This window comes from Aeromonas sp. s12 (genome assembly GCF_040907925.1).
In the GTDB taxonomy this organism is placed as follows: Bacteria; Pseudomonadota; Gammaproteobacteria; order Enterobacterales; family Aeromonadaceae; genus Aeromonas; species Aeromonas veronii.
Genome location: NZ_JBFOCT010000014.1, coordinates 288,419 through 305,663, shown reverse-complemented (window position 1 = coordinate 305,663; position 17,245 = coordinate 288,419). Strand labels below are relative to the sequence as shown.

The window sequence follows — 17,245 nt, the reverse complement described above, 5'->3', positions numbered from 1 at the left end:
TGTTTTAAATCAGTGGCTTGGTCGGTGGGATGATATGCGGTTGCTCGGCAGACAACGAAAAGGGGCCCGCGATGGGCCCCTTGTGATGAGCTGTCTGACTGCTATCAGGCGGCGTTTGCCTTGTTGCCCAGCGTGCGGGCCAACAGTGCTTCCGGATTGTGAATCGCCTCCTTGGTCTTCACATCGATGACCTCGATATTGGTGAAGCGCTCGCGGTTCTTGATAGCCACGTCGTGGGCGAAGATGACGCAGCGGGCGTTGGCGACATCCTTGGCGGTGATGCGGTTGATGATGCCGTTGGCGCCCTGGGTCTCGACCTTGATCTTGATCCCCTGCTTGGCGGCGGCCTTCTGCAGGCTCTTGGCAGCGAGGAAGGTGTGGGCAACGCCAGACGGGCAGGCTGTGATGGCAAGTACGTCTGCTTCTCCTTCCGCTTCAATGATCTCGAAGCTGGTTTGGGTGGTGGTCACGTCATCTTCTTCGCTCACCGGCTTTTTCAGCAGGTTGACGATGATGGCGGTGGTCAGGGCGCCGAGGATGGTACCCAGGATGTAGCCCATCTTGCCTTCAACAACCGGCAGGACAATCCAGCCACCCCAGGGGGCGTGGTTGATGCTGTGCATCATAAAGCCGGTGATGTTGCCGACGATACCGCCTGCGACGATGGCCGGGATAACGCGCATGGGGTCAGCGGCGGCAAACGGGATGGCACCTTCACTGATACCGATCATGCCCATGATGGCGGCCGCTTTACCGGATTCACGCTCCTCTTTCTTGTAACGCTTCGGAGACATGAAGGTCGCCAGCGCCATACCCAGCGGCGGTACACAGATGGCGATACCGACGCCGCCCATCAGCCAGGGCTGGGTGTTGACCTGAGTCTGGGCAAACAGGGTCGCAACCTTGTTGACCGGGCCACCCATGTCAAAGGCAGTCATACCACCCAGAATGGCACCCAGCATCACTTTACCTGAGCCCGCCATGCTGGAGAGCCAGTGGTTCATCCCTTCCATCATGGCGGCGATCGGGGCACCGATCCCCCACATCACGATGCCACACACAAGGAAGGTACCGATCAGCGGATAGATGAAGATCGAACCAAGGGAGGTCATGGAGTCAGGCAGCTTGATCCGTTTGAGCTGATTGACCACGAAACCTGCGATAAAGCCCACCAGAATGGCGCCGAGGAAACCGGTTTGATAGTGCTGAACGGCAATCCAGGAGCCGATCATGCCCGGGGCCAGGCCCGGCTTGTCAGCCAGCGAGTAGGCGATGTAGCCACCCAGTACAGCGGTAAACAGGGTCAGACCGGCGATACCCATGGTCGCCATGTCTTTAAGGAAGCCCGCTTCCGGCACGGCGCCCTTGCCGCTCATCATCACCGACAGTGACAGCAGCACACCGCCTGCCACGATGAAGGGGATCATGTGGGAGGTACCAAACAGCAGGTGCTGCTTCATGGTGTTGAGGCGATCCTTGAAGGTGCGCTCTTCGGGGGCCGCCGGGGCAGTGGCTGCCGGTTTGGCGGCTGGCGCCGGTTTTTCCATTTTCGGGCCCTGTTTGAGCAGGGTCAGGGCTTGCTCAACGGTAGTGGCCGCTTTCATCTGCTCGATAAAGCCCGGCTCCAGCAGACGGGTAGAGAGCTCGGCCAGCACTTCGATGTGGTGATTGGCACCACCATCCGGGGAGGCGATCATGAAGATCAGCTGGGTCGGTTTGCCATCTTCGGCACCGTACTCGATACCCTGACGGCTGACACCGATGGCAATGGCCGGACGACTGACCGCCTTGCTCTTGGCGTGGGGCAGGGCCACACCCTGCTCGAAGCCGGTGCAGTCCAGCAGCTCGCGGGCCCAGATATCCTTGATGAATTGCTGTTGATCAGACACGGCGCCATCGCGCGCCAGCATCTGTGCCATCTCGTCGAACAGGGCCTCCTTGCTGGTGGCCTTCAACTCCAGGCAGATGAGTCTGCCGTTGGTCATGGTGGGTAACATATTACACTCCTGGCTCCGTTGCCGAGCCGCATGATGGGGGGAACAATTGACCTGGATATTGTTCTCCCGTTGGCGCTGTGTCGAAATCGGACAAATGTGCCGTTTACTGGATTTTTGTGCTGTGCAAGTCGTCATGTGACCCAGCTCGCATATCATTATGAAAGCCAATCTATACCTGATTTTTTATTTTTTTAAATAAAAACAATTGGTTGCGAATGCATCTTGCTACTTGCATGAGTGCAACGAAAAAGTTTCGCCTTCGGTGGTATGGAGATTTGTGTGCTGCTTTGAGGGCGGAAAATGTGAAGGTGCTGGCAAAACGCGTTGAGAGAACAATCAGAAAGAGGGAGGGCTGCTCTTGATGTGAGTCAATCCATCTACTGATCACTTGTTATGTGCAGCATTGGTGTCTTCGGGTTTTGTATGAGCCCTTATTTAACAAAGCCCGCCACTTTTATGGATGGCGGGCTGTTTAGTGCTTCAGCCTTATTGAGCTGATTAATGAGGGGAGGAGAATCGGGCGTTATGTCCGAAACTTGCGTACAACCTCCTGCAGTTGTGTTGCCAACAGGTTGAGGTCGTTGCAAGCCTGAGCCATTTGTTTGGCGCCGGTCGCCACTTCTTCCGAGGCATTGCTGATGTTGACTACATTGCGATTGAGCTCCTCGCTTACCGCGCCTTGCTCTTCAGTTGCGGTGGCAATCTGAATATTCATGTGGGAGATACTGTTAACCGAGCTGCTTATTTCGGCAATAGAGGCTCCCGCTTCACGAGCTGTGTGGACCGTCTCGGACATCATATCCTGACTCTGTTGCATGGTGACGCCCGCTTCGTTAGCACGCTGCTGCAGTTCGGAGATGATGTGGTTGATCTGGGAAGTGGAGTCTTGGGTTCGTTTGGCCAGAGTGCGGACTTCATCTGCTACCACGGCGAAACCACGACCTTGTTCACCGGCTCGGGCTGCCTCGATTGCCGCATTCAGTGCCAGCAGGTTGGTTTGCTCGGCAATCCCCTGAATGACTTCAAGCACCATGCCGATATTTCGGCTGTCATCACCCAGCTGGCGGATCACCAGAGCAGTCTCTTCGATGGCGGTAGCCACCTTTTCAATCCTGCCGATTGAGTCATTGACGGTCTCGCTGCCTTGTGCGGCTGTGTCGCTGGCCGACGTTGCTGCGCTGGCGGCGTCGTTGGTGTTGCGGGCCACCTCCTGTACCGTGGCTTGCATCTCGTTCATGGCTGTGGCCAGCTGATTGAGCTCATGTTGCTGGGCGCCCATGTTGTTGGCCGATTGCTGTGCCACCGCGCTGATCTCTTCGGCGGCCGCGCCCAACTGCACTACCGAGCCGGAGACCTCGTTGACCAGCATACGCAGATTGGATTGCATCTCGTTGAACCCTTGAGCCAGCTTACCCAGTTCGTCATGGGAGAATTGCTTCATGTCGAGTTGGCTGGTGAGGTTGCCTGCCGCCACCTGGCGGGTCTGCTCCAGCAGGGTCATCACAGGATTGCGGATCTGCCGGATCAGCAGCCAGGCCACAATAACGACGAACAGCAAGGTTAGCGCACCGACTGTAGTGCTCAGCAGTTTTGCCCGTTCATAGGAGGCCTCACTCTGCTTGGTCAGCAGGTTGGCGACCCGATCGTTCTCCTTGCGCAGCTCCAGACCATCCTGTCCGGCCTGCTCAAGGGCTGCGCGGGATTCGTTTTTGATCAGCGACTGCACCTTGGCAATATCTCCCTGCCGTATGGCTGTTTCCAAGTCACCATGGGCTGAAAAATATTTGGCTGCTGCAGTTTTCAGCTCTGCAAACATGTTGCGATCTCGCTCCGACACAAAAGGCATCGATCCATACCGTTGCTCGGCGGCCATGTACTGACTCTTTGCTGCTTCGAAAGACTGTGTGCTGCTGTTGAGGGAGTCGGGATCCTTGCCCAGTGCATCTATCACCATGTTCAGTTCGGCACGGCGCGCGTCCAGCAAGGACACATGCATCTGGCTGGATGCCCGGATGGAGGGCACGATATTGTCGCTGACCTCACTGGCGTCACGGTAAATATTGGAGAGTTGTAAAGTGGCAAACCAGGCAAAACCCAGCATCAGCATTGCGAGAGTGGTAAACGCCATGGTCAGCTTTTGCCCAATTGTCATTTTTGTCAGCATATATCCTCGTTTATCTATTTTTGTCAGCGGATCTTTGTGTGAAATTTATATCGGCGAATAGATGTGATACCTTAAAAATAAATCAAATAAAAGAGATCTTAATCACAGAGGGTATTTAAGGTCTATTTCTTTACTGCAATGAGGTTTGGTTGGCATATCAAAAAATAAATATCAAATCTCTCATTACCCTGCTTTTAAATTGATTGAATTGTCAGTCCATGCGGCCTGGCTTTTTTACGGATTACGTCAACTGAAGGTGTGGTGTAAAGTAAAATGTGTTACATATCAAAATGTTATGGTTTTTCTTAAGTTGTTGTTTTCGACAGAGATCGAATGGTCTGCTTGGAATTAAATTATAGAACGACTAAAAAATAGGGCTGCATCTCGAAAAATCAAAAGAGACTCCTTTCGTTTTTATTACCAATGGCTCTGTATGACTACGTGTGCTAAATGTTTACAGACCAAATGATGATGGCTGGGGAAGGTTTAATGATAATGCATCTATGCGCTGTTTTAGTTTTCATCAGGTGGTGAAAATATTAGAGGGTAGAGTTGTTATTTTTATTTCCTCCATTTTAGCCGGATACTCAGAGTGTCGCCGTTGCTTGTGCAGGCTGGAATTTTCTTCGTTTCAGCAAACCAAGTCATCTGCATCAGGGTAGCGCCAAGCTCAGGCGACAAACCTGTGGAGCTGGTTGTGGGCAGGATGCAGTCAGGGATGGGCTTCAGAGCGAGATGCCTGAAGGAAGGTAGGAATAAGAGAGTTGTAGAGATACAGACTGACTTGATTGGTAGGCCATATTGCTCTGTTGGGAGGGGGAGGCATATTCCCCCTCCAACGAGAGTCGGCTCTTATGCTGATTAGCAGCGGTTGCCGGCGCGGGCGACCCGTCCTTCGGCCAGCAGTTGATAACTGCCAGTCGCTGCAGGAATAAAGGCAGATTGCCCCTTTTCCAGACGAAGTGACTGTTCGCCTTGCTTGAGGGTCACTGTGTCATCGATGGCAAACAGGATCTCGGCGCTGGCAGTGGTGAGCTGATGCTCGCCAGCCGGGTAGACGCTGAAAGTGAAGTCAGGTACCGGCACGTCGAAGTGCTGTACCGCACCATCACAGCGGGGGGCCAGCAGGATCTGGTCATCCGGTTTGGCCTGGCAGCGCGTGCAGTCCAAGAGCTCTGCCACATCGATGTATTTGGGGGTGAGACCGGCGCGCAGCACGTTGTCGGAGTTGGCCATGATCTCGAGGCCGGTGCCGCGCACATAGGCGTGCGGGGTGCAGGCATCGAGGAACATCGCCTGACCAGGTTTGAGGGTCACCACGTTGAGCAGCAGCGGCGAGAAGAGGCCCACATCTCCCGGGTACTGGGCCGCCAGACTGGTGATGAGGGCAAACGTCTCCTCATCCTGATGGGCGGCGGCATAGGTTAGCAGCCCTGCCAGCGCCTCGTCCTTGCGCGCCCCTTCCAGTACCAGCAGCTGGTGGAAGAAGTGCTGCAGGCCCGCTTCATTCTGGCTGGCGGCAAGGGCAGCGGTCAGATCGGCGATGGCCGCCAGATTGACCCGCTCGAACAGTGCCAGAATGGCGGGAATGGCGCGAAAGCCGTTCATCGCCTGATAAGGGGTGAGGGCAAAGACCAGCTCGGGCTTGTGGTTCGGGTCCTTGTAGTTGCGATTGCTCGCCTTGATATCGATGCCTGCGGCCTCCTCTTTGGCAAAGCCCGCTTCAGCCTGAGCCTTGCTCGGGTGCACCTGAATGGAGAGAGCCTTCTCGGCACACAACACCTTGAACAGGAACGGCAGGCTGCCAAAACGGGCGAGGGTGGCCTCACCCAGCGCGGCGGCCGGAGCCCTGTCGATCACCGAAGAGAGCTTTTGCACACTGCCCGCCAGCGTCACCTCGGAGCAGCCGTTGGGATGGGCGCCCATCCAGAGCTCGGCCTGGGGTTTGCCTTGCGGGTTGGGAATGCCAAACAGGGTGGTGAGGGAGTCATGACTGCCCCAGTCATAGCCTTGAATCGGGTTTTGCATCAACAGAAAGGAGGGCAGATCGCTACTGCTCATAAGGGACGCCTCGTCTAGTTTGAAGAAAATCGGGTGCAGAAAAGGGTGGCATTACTGCTGTGGACCGGACTATAACATGGGCGGTCGCGCGCGCCGCAACCGCTTGCCTCTCTCTTGATCAGGATCACCATGTCTCTCATCTTCAGCCAACTGCTCGACGGAGCCCTGAGCGAACAGGTTCCATTTGACCAAATCTGGTTTGCCAGTGAACAGGGGGTACCACCCAGTTTCAGCTATCAGGTCAACTTTCCCCGCCTCGAACTGGTGTTCAGCGGCGAGTATCTCAACCAGATCTGGGACAGGGAGGAGGGGATCCGGGAGATCAGCGTATTGCCGGGACAGGCGCTCTACATTCCCCCCAACGGCTGGAACAAGCCGCTCTGGACCACCGACTGCTCGGTGCTGAGCCTGCTGTTTGGCAAACGCCAGCTGGGGTTCAGTCTGGTGAGCAAGCGCCGTGAAGATCCGGACTTTTTCGATGTGCAAAAGCACAGCATCATGGCGCGGGCGGGCCATGTGATCGAACACATTTTGGCGGCGCTGAACGTACTGACCGAGGATCCCGGTCGCTCCCCCACCGATGATCACCTGCTGCAGGCTCTGCTGGCGAGTGCCCGTCAGCTGTTGCTGGAGTCCGCCACGGATCGGCCACGGGGGGCAGAGCTCTTTCACGGGATCTGCATCTATATCCAGGAGAACTTTCACCGCTCCATCACCCGTGACTCCATCGCCCATCGCTTCAACGTTTCAGCCAGCCATCTCTCCCACCTGTTCCGCGAGCAGGGTCATATGCGCCTTGCCGATTACATCAGCTGGGTGCGGATCGATCGGGCCAAATTCATGCTGAAAAAGTACCGCTTTCGTCTTGAAGAGGTGGCCAGTCGCTGCGGTTACAGTGACGTGAACTACTTCTGCCGGGTGTTCAAACAGAAGACCGGCTTGACCCCTTCCCAGTACCGCTCCCTGAGTCAGCCGCAGGCTGCGGCCAGCGAGCTGGAGGGATAACGGGGCTGGGTCGGGAAGGCGTGGTGACGGCGCACTTGCGGGTGGCTACCTCTTTGGTCTGACATGCTTTCTTGTCGTTTTCTTATGAAAATGAATGGGCTAAGATGGCCGCGCGCAACAAACAAGTTGATAACAAACGGAAGTTAGGAGATGCCGATGGAAAGCAAAGTAGTAATCCCGACCCAGGGTCAGAAAATCACAGTCGATGCCAACGGCAAGCTGCAGGTTCCCAACCATCCGATCATTCCGTTTATTGAAGGGGATGGCATCGGTGTTGACGTAACCCCGGCCATGTTGAATGTGGTGAATGCTGCGGTCGAGAAAGCCTACAAGGGCGAGCGCAAGATCGCCTGGATGGAGATCTATACCGGCGAGAAATCGACTCATGTCTATGGCGAAGGTGCCTGGCTGCCGGCCGAAACCCTGGATTTCATTCGTGAATATTGCGTGGCCATCAAGGGCCCGCTGACCACGCCGGTCGGTGGCGGTATCCGCTCCCTCAACGTGGCCCTGCGTCAGGAGCTGGATCTCTACATCTGCCTGCGCCCGGTGCGTTACTACGACGGCACCCCGAGCCCGGTGAAACGTCCTGATCTGACCGACATGGTGATCTTCCGCGAAAACGCCGAAGACATCTACGCCGGCATCGAGTGGAAGGCCGACAGTGCCGAAGCAAACAAGGTGATCGCCTTCCTGCAAAACGAGATGGGCGTGAAGAAAATTCGCTTCCCCGAGTCCTGTGGTATCGGCATCAAGCCGATGTCCAAAGCCGGTACCGAGCGTCTGGTGCGTGCCGCCATCGAGTATGCCATCGACAACGATCGCGACTCCGTGACTCTGGTGCACAAGGGCAACATCATGAAGTTCACCGAAGGTGCCTTCAAGGATTGGGGCTATGCTCTGGCTCAGAACGAGTATGGTGCCCAGCTGATCGACGGCGGTCCCTGGTGCTCCTTCAAGAACCCGAAAACCGGCAAGGCCATCGTCATCAAGGATGTCATCGCCGACGCCTTCCTGCAGCAGATCCTGCTGCGCCCGGCCGAGTATGACGTCATCGCCTGTATGAACCTCAACGGCGACTACATCTCCGACGCGCTGGCCGCTCAGGTAGGCGGTATCGGTATTGCACCGGGTGCCAACATCGGTGACGGTGTGGCCCTGTTCGAAGCGACCCACGGTACTGCGCCGAAGTATGCCGGTCAGGACAAGGTCAACCCGGGCTCCCTGATCCTCTCCGCCGAGATGATGCTGCGCCACATGGGTTGGGTCGAAGCGGCCGATCTCATCATCAAGGGGATGGAAGCGGCGATCCGCAACAAGACCGTCACCTATGACTTCGAGCGTCTGATGGAAGGGGCCACCCTGCGCTCCTGCTCCCAGTTTGCTCAGGACATGATCGACCAGATGTAATCTGCTGCTTGCCAGAAACGCAAAACCGGCGCCATGTGCGCCGGTTTTTTATCGTGAAAGAGTGCAGGGGCTTATTGCGCCTGCTCTACGTGTTGCTGATAGCGTTGCTGCCATTTGCTGGTTTCTGCTTCATCACCCTGGGCCTTCCAGAAGGCGCAGATGGTGTTGGCAAGTTCCGAAGCCATCGCGTGATCTCCGTCACGTCGACTCATCAGATAATCTCCCAGCCAGCTTTGATATTGTTTCATTACCCGATCTCCTTATCTCATGTGCCCTTGAGGGTGCCCACCTTGACGGAAGCCTGTCGGCTCATCTTGGGGGGAACATCATCAGGCATGATGGTGCAAAGTCACGACCCGGGCAGAGAGCCCGATGGGCCATCTGGCGGCGAACGTGACGCGAGATGTCAAAAAATGAGCGCCATTTTAGCACAAACTGACCAACTTGGGGAAATTGTCGCCATGGATTGCGACAGAACTGCCCCATCCCCTTGTTCCCAAAACAGAAAACCCGCCGTGATGGCGGGTTGATTTGCAGATAAAAGTGGCAAAACAGCCTAGATCTTGGCGCTGGCCAGGTACTTTGCCATCTCTTCGGCGGGCACCATGCCACCGCCGGTGGCCCACACCAGATGGGTGGCCTGTGCCATGGTTGCGGCATCGCAACCGCGCCCGGTGAGCCACTCGGGATTGGTTGCCACCCGCCACGGGCCAGCCATACCCGCCAGAGCAGAAGGTTCGAGTGTGATCTGCTCATCGCGCGCCAGCAGTCCCAACAGGTCATACATCTCCTGATCGCTCAGGGTGTAGAAGCCCGCCAGCAGCCGCTCCATGGCGCGGCCGACGAAGCCGGAGGCGCGACCTACCGCGAGGCCGTCGGCTGCGGTGAGGTTGTCAATGCCCAGATCCTGCACCGCAATGGCATCGTGCAATCCGGTGTGGACCCCCAGCAACATACAGGGGGAGTGAGTGGGCTCGGCGAAGAAGCAGTGAACGTTATCCCCGAACGCGAGCTTGAGACCAAAGGCCACGCCGCCCGGGCCGCCACCCACGCCGCAAGGGAGGTAGACAAACAGCGGGTGGTCGGCATCCACCTTGATACCCATCTGGTCGAACTGCGCTTTCACCCGCTCGCCCGCAACCGAGTAGCCGAGGAACAGGGTGCGGGAGTTCTCGTCGTCGATAAAGAAGCAGTTGGGATCGCGCTCTGCCTCTTTGCGCCCCTGTTCCACCGCCACCCCGTAATCTTCGGCATATTCGACCACGATGACGCCGTGTTCACGCAACTTGCGCTTCTTCCACTCCCGCGCATCGGCTGACATGTGGACGGTGACGGTAAAGCCCAGTTTGGCGCTCATGATGCCGATGGACATGCCAAGGTTGCCGGTGGATCCCACTGCGATGCTGTACTGGCTGAAGAACTGGCGAAACTCGTCGCTGAACAGTTTGCGGTAGTCATCCTCTTCCCGCAGCAGACCAGCCTTGATCGCCAACTGTTCGGCGTGAGTCAGCACCTCGTAGATACCGCCGCGCGCCTTGATGGAGCCTGAGATGGGCAGATGACTGTCTTTTTTCAGCAGCAGTCGACCGGTGACCTCGACCCCGTAGCGCTGGTTGAGCGTAGCCTGCATCGCCGGAATAGCGGCGATCTCGGACTCCAGAATGCCGTTGCTGGTGCGGGTCTCGGGGAAGGCCTCGCACATGTAGGGGGCAAAGCGGGCCAAGCGGGCGGATGCGTCTGCCACATTGCTGCTATCGAGCCCCACATAGGGCAGACCGGCAGCCAGAGTGGTGGTGTTGGGGTTGAACCAGGTGACTGGCTCAAGCGCGATCAGGGATTGCACCAGTGGAAATTGCGCTGTGAGCTGTTGGACGTCGATGTTTTTCATAGTGTTCTCGGTCTTGTTACACGATAAAGGAGAGCAGGAAGGTACCGGCCAGCGCCATCAGGGAGGCAACAAAGGTGGCGGTGGTGTAGTACTTGAGCGTTTCGTTCAGGGTGGCGCCGCAATACTGCTTGACCAGCCAGAACAGGGAATCGGTCACCATGGTGCAGCCAATAGCGCCGGAGCCGATGGCCAGGGTCATGATCTCCGGGCTGATATCCGGGTAGTGCACCATGATGGGGGAGACGATAGCGGTGGCGCCCATCATGGCAACGGTAGCGGAGCCCACGGCGGCGTGCAGCACGATGGCCACCAGCCAGGCGAGCAGAATGGGGTGCATATCCAGCTGGGAGAGGATAGTGGCCAGACTATCGCCCAGCCCACTTGCCTTGAGTACGCCGTTGAAGGCGCCGCCCGCTCCGATGATGAGCAGGATATTGGCGATGGAGGAGAAGCACTCCTCGGTCTTGTTGAGCAGCCCTTCCATCTTCATCTGCTGGCGGATCCCCAGCACGTAGTAGGCGGTGAAGGCGGCGATAAACATGGCGGTGATGGGGTTGCCGATAAACTCCAGCACGGTGTAGAGGTGGCTGGCGTGCTCCATATTGAACTCGGCGACCGTCTTGGCCAGCATCAGCAGGATGGGCAGCAGCACGGTAAAGAGCGAGGCGCTTAAGGTCGGGAGAGTGGCCTCATCGCGCGCTTTGATGTCGGCAAAGGCATCGGGTACCACCTTGAACGGGAGCCGGTTGCCCAGCAGTTTGAGGAACAGCGGGCCGCCGATAAGCGAGGCAAAGAGGCCGACCGCGAGGCCATAGACAATGACGGAGCCGACGTCAGCCCCCAGCTGATTGGTGACGTAGAGGGCTGCCGGGTGGGGCGGCACTATGCAGTGCACGGCCATCAGGGCGGTGCAGAGCGGAATGGCCAGGGTCAGCAGCGAGGTTCTGGTCTTGCGGGCGATGGAGAAGGCGAGCGGGATCAGCAGCACTACCCCCACTTCGACAAACAGGGTGATACCGCACACCAGACCAACCAGCACCATGATGACCTGAGGCGAGAGCCAGCGGCATCTCTGCAGGGCGAGACCGATGCGCTCCGCTGCCCCTGACACCTCCATCATCTTGCCAAGTATGGTGCCAAGACCGATGACGGCGGCGAGAAAGCCTAGCGTGCCGCCAATGCCCGCTTCCATGGCATTGACCATGTTGACCGGGTTCATCCCCATCAGGGTGCCGACATAGAAGCTCGCCAGCAGCAGGGCGAGGAAAGGATGCACCTTGCCCTTCACTATGGTGACCACGATAAGAACGATGCTACTTAGCAAGGTAGCGATGACCCATACCTCTGAACTCATACTGCGCCTCGACATCTGTTGTGTGTGATTGTTTATGCGCTATTGAATGAAAATGAGGCGGGGCTGACAAATGATGAAATCGACCACTTGGGTGAACTGAGGTGATTCAAAGGCGCTACATTGGTCACAATTTATCGAAATTACACTCTTTGGGTATTTTGGTTTCATCCTGAAGGTGGCCTGTGGGTGTATGATCGGCGGCCATTGCGAAGAGGGGGATGAATGTATAACGGGGATAATTACATATCGCGCAACAAGCTGCTGAGCAGCTACCAGCTGGCCAAGCTGCACACCTTCGAGGCGGCCGCCCGCCACGGATCCTTTGCCATGGCAGCTGATGAATTGTCGCTGAGTCCCAGTGCCGTGAGTCACCGGATCAGCGCACTGGAAGAGGAGCTGGGGTTCAAGCTCTTTGAGCGTTTTCACCGCAAGGTGGTACTGACGGCGGATGGGCAGCGGGTGTTCTGGGCGCTCAAATCCTCGCTGGAGTTCATCAATCAGGAGATCCTGGAGATCAAGAATCAGGAACTCTCCGGTACCCTGACCATCTATTCGCGTCCCTCTATCGCCCAGTGCTGGCTGGTGCCCAGGTTGGCTGATTTCTCCCGCCTGCATCCGCAGATCGAGCTCAATATCATCACCGGCAACGAGAACATCAACCTGCACGGTTATGGCATTGATTTGACCCTCTATTTCGATGAGAAGAGCCCGGATCGGCTTGCCATCCACCCGCTGATGGATGAGTTCATGCTGCCGGTTTGCAGCCCGGAATATGCCGAGCAGCACGGGCTTGTCGGCAATCCCGCCAACTTGTCCCTGTGTCGTCTGCTCCATGATCGGCAGGCGTGGGGATTTGACTCGGATACCGATGAGTGGAGCTGCTGGGCTCGCCACGCCGGGGTCAGCCTCGAGGCATGCCAGCTGAGCATGGGTTTTGATCGCTCGGATCTCGCCATCATCGCCGCCATGAATCACGCCGGTATCGCCATGGGTCGCAAGAATCTGGTGAGCAAGCGGTTGGCGCGCAACGAGCTGGTGGCCCCTTTCCCCGGGCTGGAGGTCAAGTGCGAGCAGCGTTATTACATGGCGACCCTGCCCAATCGGGCGTGCCCCAAGATCCAGGCCTTTATCGACTGGGCGCAGGGGATGGCTGCCGAGATGGAATGAGCAGAGGCTGGTACGCAAGAGAGCAACATGCAGGCGGCAAAACGCGAGTTAACGAAGGTAGCGGTTTAACGTAGCGGGAAAATAGGGGGAGAGGGGTCAGCGGATGGTAGCGAGTGGCCTTGCTGCCAACACCTGATGGCTGGCAGCAAGGGGACGGTCGGGATCAGGTGGTCTTTTCCAGATGGTTCTGGTAAATCTGCTGCCACTTGTCCAGCTCGTTTTCATCACCCTGCTGCTGCCAGAACTCGCAGATGGAACTCGCCATCTCGCATGCCATGGCGTGGTCACCGTCACGGCGACTCATCAGGTATTGCCCCAGCCAGCTTTGATACTGTTTCATTGCACGATCTCCTTATCTATTTAACCCTTGATACTGCAGCTGTGGGACACCCGTCCGGCAGTGTCGCGCCACACTCCACTTTCGCCGCGCGTTGCTTGTTATCGCCGCGCGTGTTGTCAATCAGGACAGAGAGCGTATGAGAAAAAGGCGAAAGTGTTAAAAATTGGCCACCACCTTATCACAAAATGGTGTGATATGCAGGCTTTGGGGCCAATTGAGTTATAAGCGTGGGTTGTGTGTCCCGACATAGCGACAGGGATTGACGGAGAATATCGGCACGCAACTTGTGCCGCAAGCAGGCGTTTGAGCGGCTACTGGGTCACCCGACGTGCCTGCCAGTAGCGACTGTTCCAGTAGACGTTGTCGAGGCGGGAGCGGATCACTCCCTTGCTGGTGGAGGCGTGAATAAACTCGCCGGCACCTGTGTAGACCCCCACATGGTATTGCTGCCAGCCGGTCTTGAAGAAGACCAGATCCCCGTGTTGCAGCCGGTAGCGATCCACCGGTTTGCCAATGCTGGCCTGAGATTCGGTGGTTCTTGGCAGGTTGAAGCCCAGCACCTGACTGTAGGCGAGCTGGGTGAAGGCGGAGCAGTCTAGCCCGGCGCGGCTGGCGCCGCCCATGCGGTAGGGAACACCGCGCCATTGTTGGTAGAAGCCATCAAAGGCACTGCTCTGCCGGGGTGCCGGAGGCGGCTCCGGCGTGCTGGAACAGGCGGCCAGCAGCAGAGTCAGCAGGGATAGCAGCAGCTTGCGATACATCGGGCTCTCTCCACGGACGGGTCTACCAAACGAGACATTTATCGAACGCTATATCCTGCCAAATCGTTCTGGGGGCAGGAGGGCACGCGACAACTTTTCCATCATAAACAGGGATCTGGCTCCAGACCTAGTCTCCGAGAGGAAAAATGTGGCGGGGAACTGAAAAACGCCAACCCGAGGGCTGGCGTTTGTTGTCACTCGTTGTGGCTGATCAGCGGTTTAAGCAGCTCGGCCAGTTTGTAGAAGGTCTGTACCCGGGTGGTGCTAGGGCGCCAGACCAGCCCAATCTCGCGATAGGAGGTCTCTCCCGGCAGCGGGATGGCCACCAGATCGGAGTTGGCAAGAATGCCGGCATCGATGGCCATCTGCGGCAGGAAGGTGGTGCCAAGACCCGCTTCCACCATCTGCACCAGGGTGTGCAGACTGGTTGCAGCGAACGGGTTGATCTTGCTCTTGTCCCGCAGGCGGCAGGCGCTTACTGCGTGCTCGGTGAGGCAGTGCTCCCGCTCCAGCAGGAAGATGCTCTGGTTGGGCAGCTCCTTGTAGTCGAACGGGGTATGCAGACCGGCCGCCATGCTGGCGGGCATCACCATGTGGAACGGATCTTGGCCGACGGTCTTGCAGTGAAATCCACCGATCTCGATGGGCAGGGCAAGGATCAGCAAGTCGAGCTGACCCTGTTCCAGCTGCTTGAGCAGATTGCTGGTGGTGTCTTCACGCAGCAACAATTCGAGGTCAGGATAGGTTTTGCTGCACTCTTTCAGCAGCTTGCTCAGCAGGAAGGGGGCGATGGTGGGAATGCAGCCCAGACGTACCGTCCCCTGCATCACGCCGCCCTGATGTTGCCCGAGCTCCATCAGATCCCGTGCATCGGAGAGCAAATTGCGAGCGCGCTCGACGATTTCCATGCCGACCGGGGTCATAATGAAGCTCTTGTGGTCCCGCTCCACCAGTTGCAGGTTCATCATGTCCTCCAGCGTCTGGATCCCGGTACTCAGGGTCGACTGGCTGACATGACAGGCCTTGGCGGCGCGGTTGAAGTTCTTGTGCTCATCAAGAGCGACCAGATATTGCAGCTGTTTGAGGCTGGGCCAACGTTGCATAGAAAAACCCGATTAATGCTATCTATTTAATTTGATTTAACTAATCTACCACCGGGTCTATAGTTTGTCGCTTGAATTAGATGGACTTGGCTCTAGGTAGCCCAATCCTCACCGGATTGTTCACTTCACATAAAGAGGAATTGAATATGGTATTGGTAGGCCGTCCCGCACCCGATTTTACCGCCGCAGCTGTTCTGGGTAATGGCGAGATCGTTGATTCATTCAACCTGTCATCCCACATTAAAGGCAAAGCTGCCGTTGTCTTCTTCTACCCGCTCGATTTCACCTTCGTCTGCCCGTCCGAGCTGATTGCCTTCGATCACCGTTATGAAGAGTTCCAGAAGCGTGGCGTGGAAGTGATCGGTGTTTCCATCGATTCCCAGTTCTCCCACAACGCATGGCGCAACACCAAAGTGGAAGATGGCGGTATTGGTCAGGTCAAGTACCCGCTGATCGCCGACGTGAAACACGAAATCTGCAAAGCCTATGACGTTGAGCATCCGGAAGCCGGTGTGGCGTTCCGTGGCTCCTTCCTGATCGACAAGAACGGTGTCGTTCGTCACCAGGTTGTCAACGATCTGCCGCTGGGCCGCAACATCGACGAGATGCTGCGCATGGTCGATGCCCTGCAATTCCACGAAGAGCACGGCGAAGTGTGCCCGGCTCAGTGGGAAAAAGGCAAAAAAGGTATGCAAGCCTCTCCGGACGGCGTTGCCAAGTACCTGTCCGAGAATGCTGACTCCCTGTAATCGAGTCGTACTCTCCTTGAAGAACCGGCGTCTTGGCGCCGGTTTTTTTATACCTGAGATTTATCCATCCTCTGACATAGTGGCCACACTCTTCTCGTTCCATCGTTCCATCGTTCCATCGTTCCATCGTTCCATCGCTATTCCAAGCAGCCGTTCGCTGGCGTACTCGTTGTTTCGAAATGAGGTGCTGATCCGTATGGTTGGGTGGGGGGATATGCCGACAGACAATAGCCATAAAAAAAGCGCGCCATAAGCGCGCTCAGTTCACAAGCGGAGGTGTTATTCCTCAAAGATCCCGAAGTGATCCTTGGCGAAATTGACCCGCTGCTCCACGTTCATCTTCACCTGTCCCAGCTTCTCGATGGTCTTGAGATTGGGCACCAGGCCGCGACCGTTGGCGATCTGGATGGCAAGACCGGGACGGGCGTTGAGCTCCAGCAGCATGGGGCCGCGGAACTTGTCCAGCACCATGTCAGTACCGATATAGCCCAGACCCGACATCTCGTAGCAGGAGGCGGCCAGGGTGAGCAGGGTATCCCAGTGGGGCACCTTGAGCTCATAGAGGTCGAGGCCGGTATCCGGATGGTGGCGCAGCGGATTGCCAAACTGCACTGCCCGCAGGGCACGACCGGTACGCAGGCACAGACCCACCCCCACGGCGCCCTGGTGCAGGTTCGCCTTGCCATCGGAGGCGGCGGTGGAGAGGCGCATCATCGCCATCACCGGGAACCCTTTGAAGATGATGACCCGGGCATCGGGTACCCCTTCGAAGGAGTAGCCATCGAACACATCATCAAAGTTGATGAGGCCTTCCACCAGTGCCACGTCAGGCTTGCCGCCAAGCGAATAGAGCCCTGCCAGAATGTTGGAGACATGGCGCTCCAGATCCTGACCGGTAGAGGCGCTGCCGTTGGGCTTGTAGAAGAGGCCATCTTCCTGACGCAGGATCACCAGGATCCCCTTGCCGCCCGAGCCACGGGCCGGCTTGATGCAGAAGCCCGGCCAATCTTTTACCAGTTCGGTGATGCGACCCACATCGTGTTGGGCACGAATGGTACCGATCAGCTCAGGCACGGTGACCCCTGCATCCAGCGCAATTTGCTTGGTCTGCAGCTTGTCATCCACCAGCGGATAGAGGCTGCGCGGATTGTAGCGGCTGATGTAGGAGTGGTTGCGCTTGTTCATGCCGAGGATGCCTGATTGGGACAGGCTCCACGGGGTGGTGTATTTTTCCCAGAACCACATC

The 17,245-nt window shown here is 57.1% G+C and carries 14 protein-coding genes; 4 read left to right on the top strand and 10 right to left on the bottom strand.

Annotation, left to right across the window (positions count from 1 at the left end):
• Nucleotides 1-104 precede the first annotated feature (104 nt).
• The 3 genes from AB5Y67_RS08100 to manA all read right to left on the bottom strand — a co-directional run bounded on the left by AB5Y67_RS08100 (nt 105) and on the right by manA (nt 6,222).
• Entirely contained in the window at nt 105-1,997 is a 1,893-nt protein-coding gene (locus tag AB5Y67_RS08100; protein ID WP_325793619.1) for a PTS fructose transporter subunit EIIC, read from the bottom strand.
• Between the two features lie 523 nt (nt 1,998-2,520).
• The gene (locus AB5Y67_RS08095; protein WP_199427233.1) at nt 2,521-4,161 is read right to left on the bottom strand and encodes a methyl-accepting chemotaxis protein; all 1,641 of its coding nucleotides are present in this window, start codon (nt 4,159-4,161) and stop codon (nt 2,521-2,523) included.
• Nucleotides 4,162-5,022: 861 nt separating this feature from the next.
• Nucleotides 5,023-6,222, bottom strand: coding sequence for a mannose-6-phosphate isomerase, class I (gene manA, locus AB5Y67_RS08090; protein ID WP_199427232.1), 1,200 nt, complete (start codon nt 6,220-6,222; stop codon nt 5,023-5,025).
• A gap of 129 nt (nt 6,223-6,351) precedes the next feature.
• Here manA and AB5Y67_RS08085 point away from each other — a divergent pair, with 129 nt between their 5' ends.
• Nucleotides 6,352-7,227 (top strand): AraC family transcriptional regulator, encoded by an 876-nt coding sequence (locus tag AB5Y67_RS08085; protein WP_199427231.1) that lies wholly within the window; start codon nt 6,352-6,354, stop codon nt 7,225-7,227.
• Nucleotides 7,228-7,383: 156 nt separating this feature from the next.
• Entirely contained in the window at nt 7,384-8,637 is a 1,254-nt protein-coding gene (icd, locus tag AB5Y67_RS08080) for an NADP-dependent isocitrate dehydrogenase (protein ID WP_199427230.1), read from the top strand.
• Nucleotides 8,638-8,708: 71 nt separating this feature from the next.
• On the opposite strand, the gene AB5Y67_RS08075 is transcribed toward icd, so the two are convergent.
• The 3 genes from AB5Y67_RS08075 to dsdX all read right to left on the bottom strand — a co-directional run bounded on the left by AB5Y67_RS08075 (nt 8,709) and on the right by dsdX (nt 11,879).
• Nucleotides 8,709-8,885 carry a hypothetical protein gene (locus AB5Y67_RS08075; protein WP_005337712.1) on the bottom strand — a complete coding sequence of 59 codons (177 nt, stop codon included), beginning with the start codon at nt 8,883-8,885 and terminating at the stop codon, nt 8,709-8,711.
• A 308-nt stretch (nt 8,886-9,193) separates the two neighbouring features.
• Nucleotides 9,194-10,525, bottom strand: coding sequence for a D-serine ammonia-lyase (locus AB5Y67_RS08070; protein WP_199427229.1), 1,332 nt, complete (start codon nt 10,523-10,525; stop codon nt 9,194-9,196).
• Between the two features lie 16 nt (nt 10,526-10,541).
• Nucleotides 10,542-11,879, bottom strand: coding sequence for a D-serine transporter DsdX (dsdX, locus tag AB5Y67_RS08065; RefSeq protein ID WP_150389368.1), 1,338 nt, complete (start codon nt 11,877-11,879; stop codon nt 10,542-10,544).
• A 222-nt stretch (nt 11,880-12,101) separates the two neighbouring features.
• On the opposite strand from dsdX, the gene dsdC reads away from it, so the two are divergent.
• Nucleotides 12,102-13,046 (top strand): DNA-binding transcriptional regulator DsdC, encoded by a 945-nt coding sequence (dsdC, locus tag AB5Y67_RS08060; RefSeq protein ID WP_199427228.1) that lies wholly within the window; start codon nt 12,102-12,104, stop codon nt 13,044-13,046.
• Nucleotides 13,047-13,209: 163 nt separating this feature from the next.
• On the opposite strand, the gene AB5Y67_RS08055 is transcribed toward dsdC, so the two are convergent.
• The 3 genes from AB5Y67_RS08055 to AB5Y67_RS08045 form a co-directional block, all read right to left on the bottom strand.
• Entirely contained in the window at nt 13,210-13,386 is a 177-nt protein-coding gene (locus AB5Y67_RS08055) for a hypothetical protein (RefSeq protein ID WP_005337704.1), read from the bottom strand.
• Between the two features lie 311 nt (nt 13,387-13,697).
• The gene (locus AB5Y67_RS08050) at nt 13,698-14,147 is read right to left on the bottom strand and encodes a C40 family peptidase (protein WP_005337703.1); all 450 of its coding nucleotides are present in this window, start codon (nt 14,145-14,147) and stop codon (nt 13,698-13,700) included.
• 194 nt (nt 14,148-14,341) lie between these two features.
• A complete protein-coding gene (locus AB5Y67_RS08045; RefSeq protein ID WP_005337702.1) occupies nt 14,342-15,250 on the bottom strand; it encodes a hydrogen peroxide-inducible genes activator in 909 nt (302 codons plus the stop codon).
• Between the two features lie 146 nt (nt 15,251-15,396).
• Between AB5Y67_RS08045 and AB5Y67_RS08040 the strand changes: the two genes are divergently transcribed.
• Nucleotides 15,397-15,999, top strand: coding sequence for a peroxiredoxin C (locus tag AB5Y67_RS08040; protein ID WP_005337701.1), 603 nt, complete (start codon nt 15,397-15,399; stop codon nt 15,997-15,999).
• Between the two features lie 279 nt (nt 16,000-16,278).
• On the opposite strand, the gene AB5Y67_RS08035 is transcribed toward AB5Y67_RS08040, so the two are convergent.
• Nucleotides 16,279-17,244: an alpha-L-glutamate ligase-like protein gene (locus AB5Y67_RS08035; RefSeq protein WP_005353164.1), complete on the bottom strand. Its 966-nt coding sequence runs from the start codon at nt 17,242-17,244 to the stop codon at nt 16,279-16,281.
• Nucleotide 17,245: the final 1 nt, after the last annotated feature.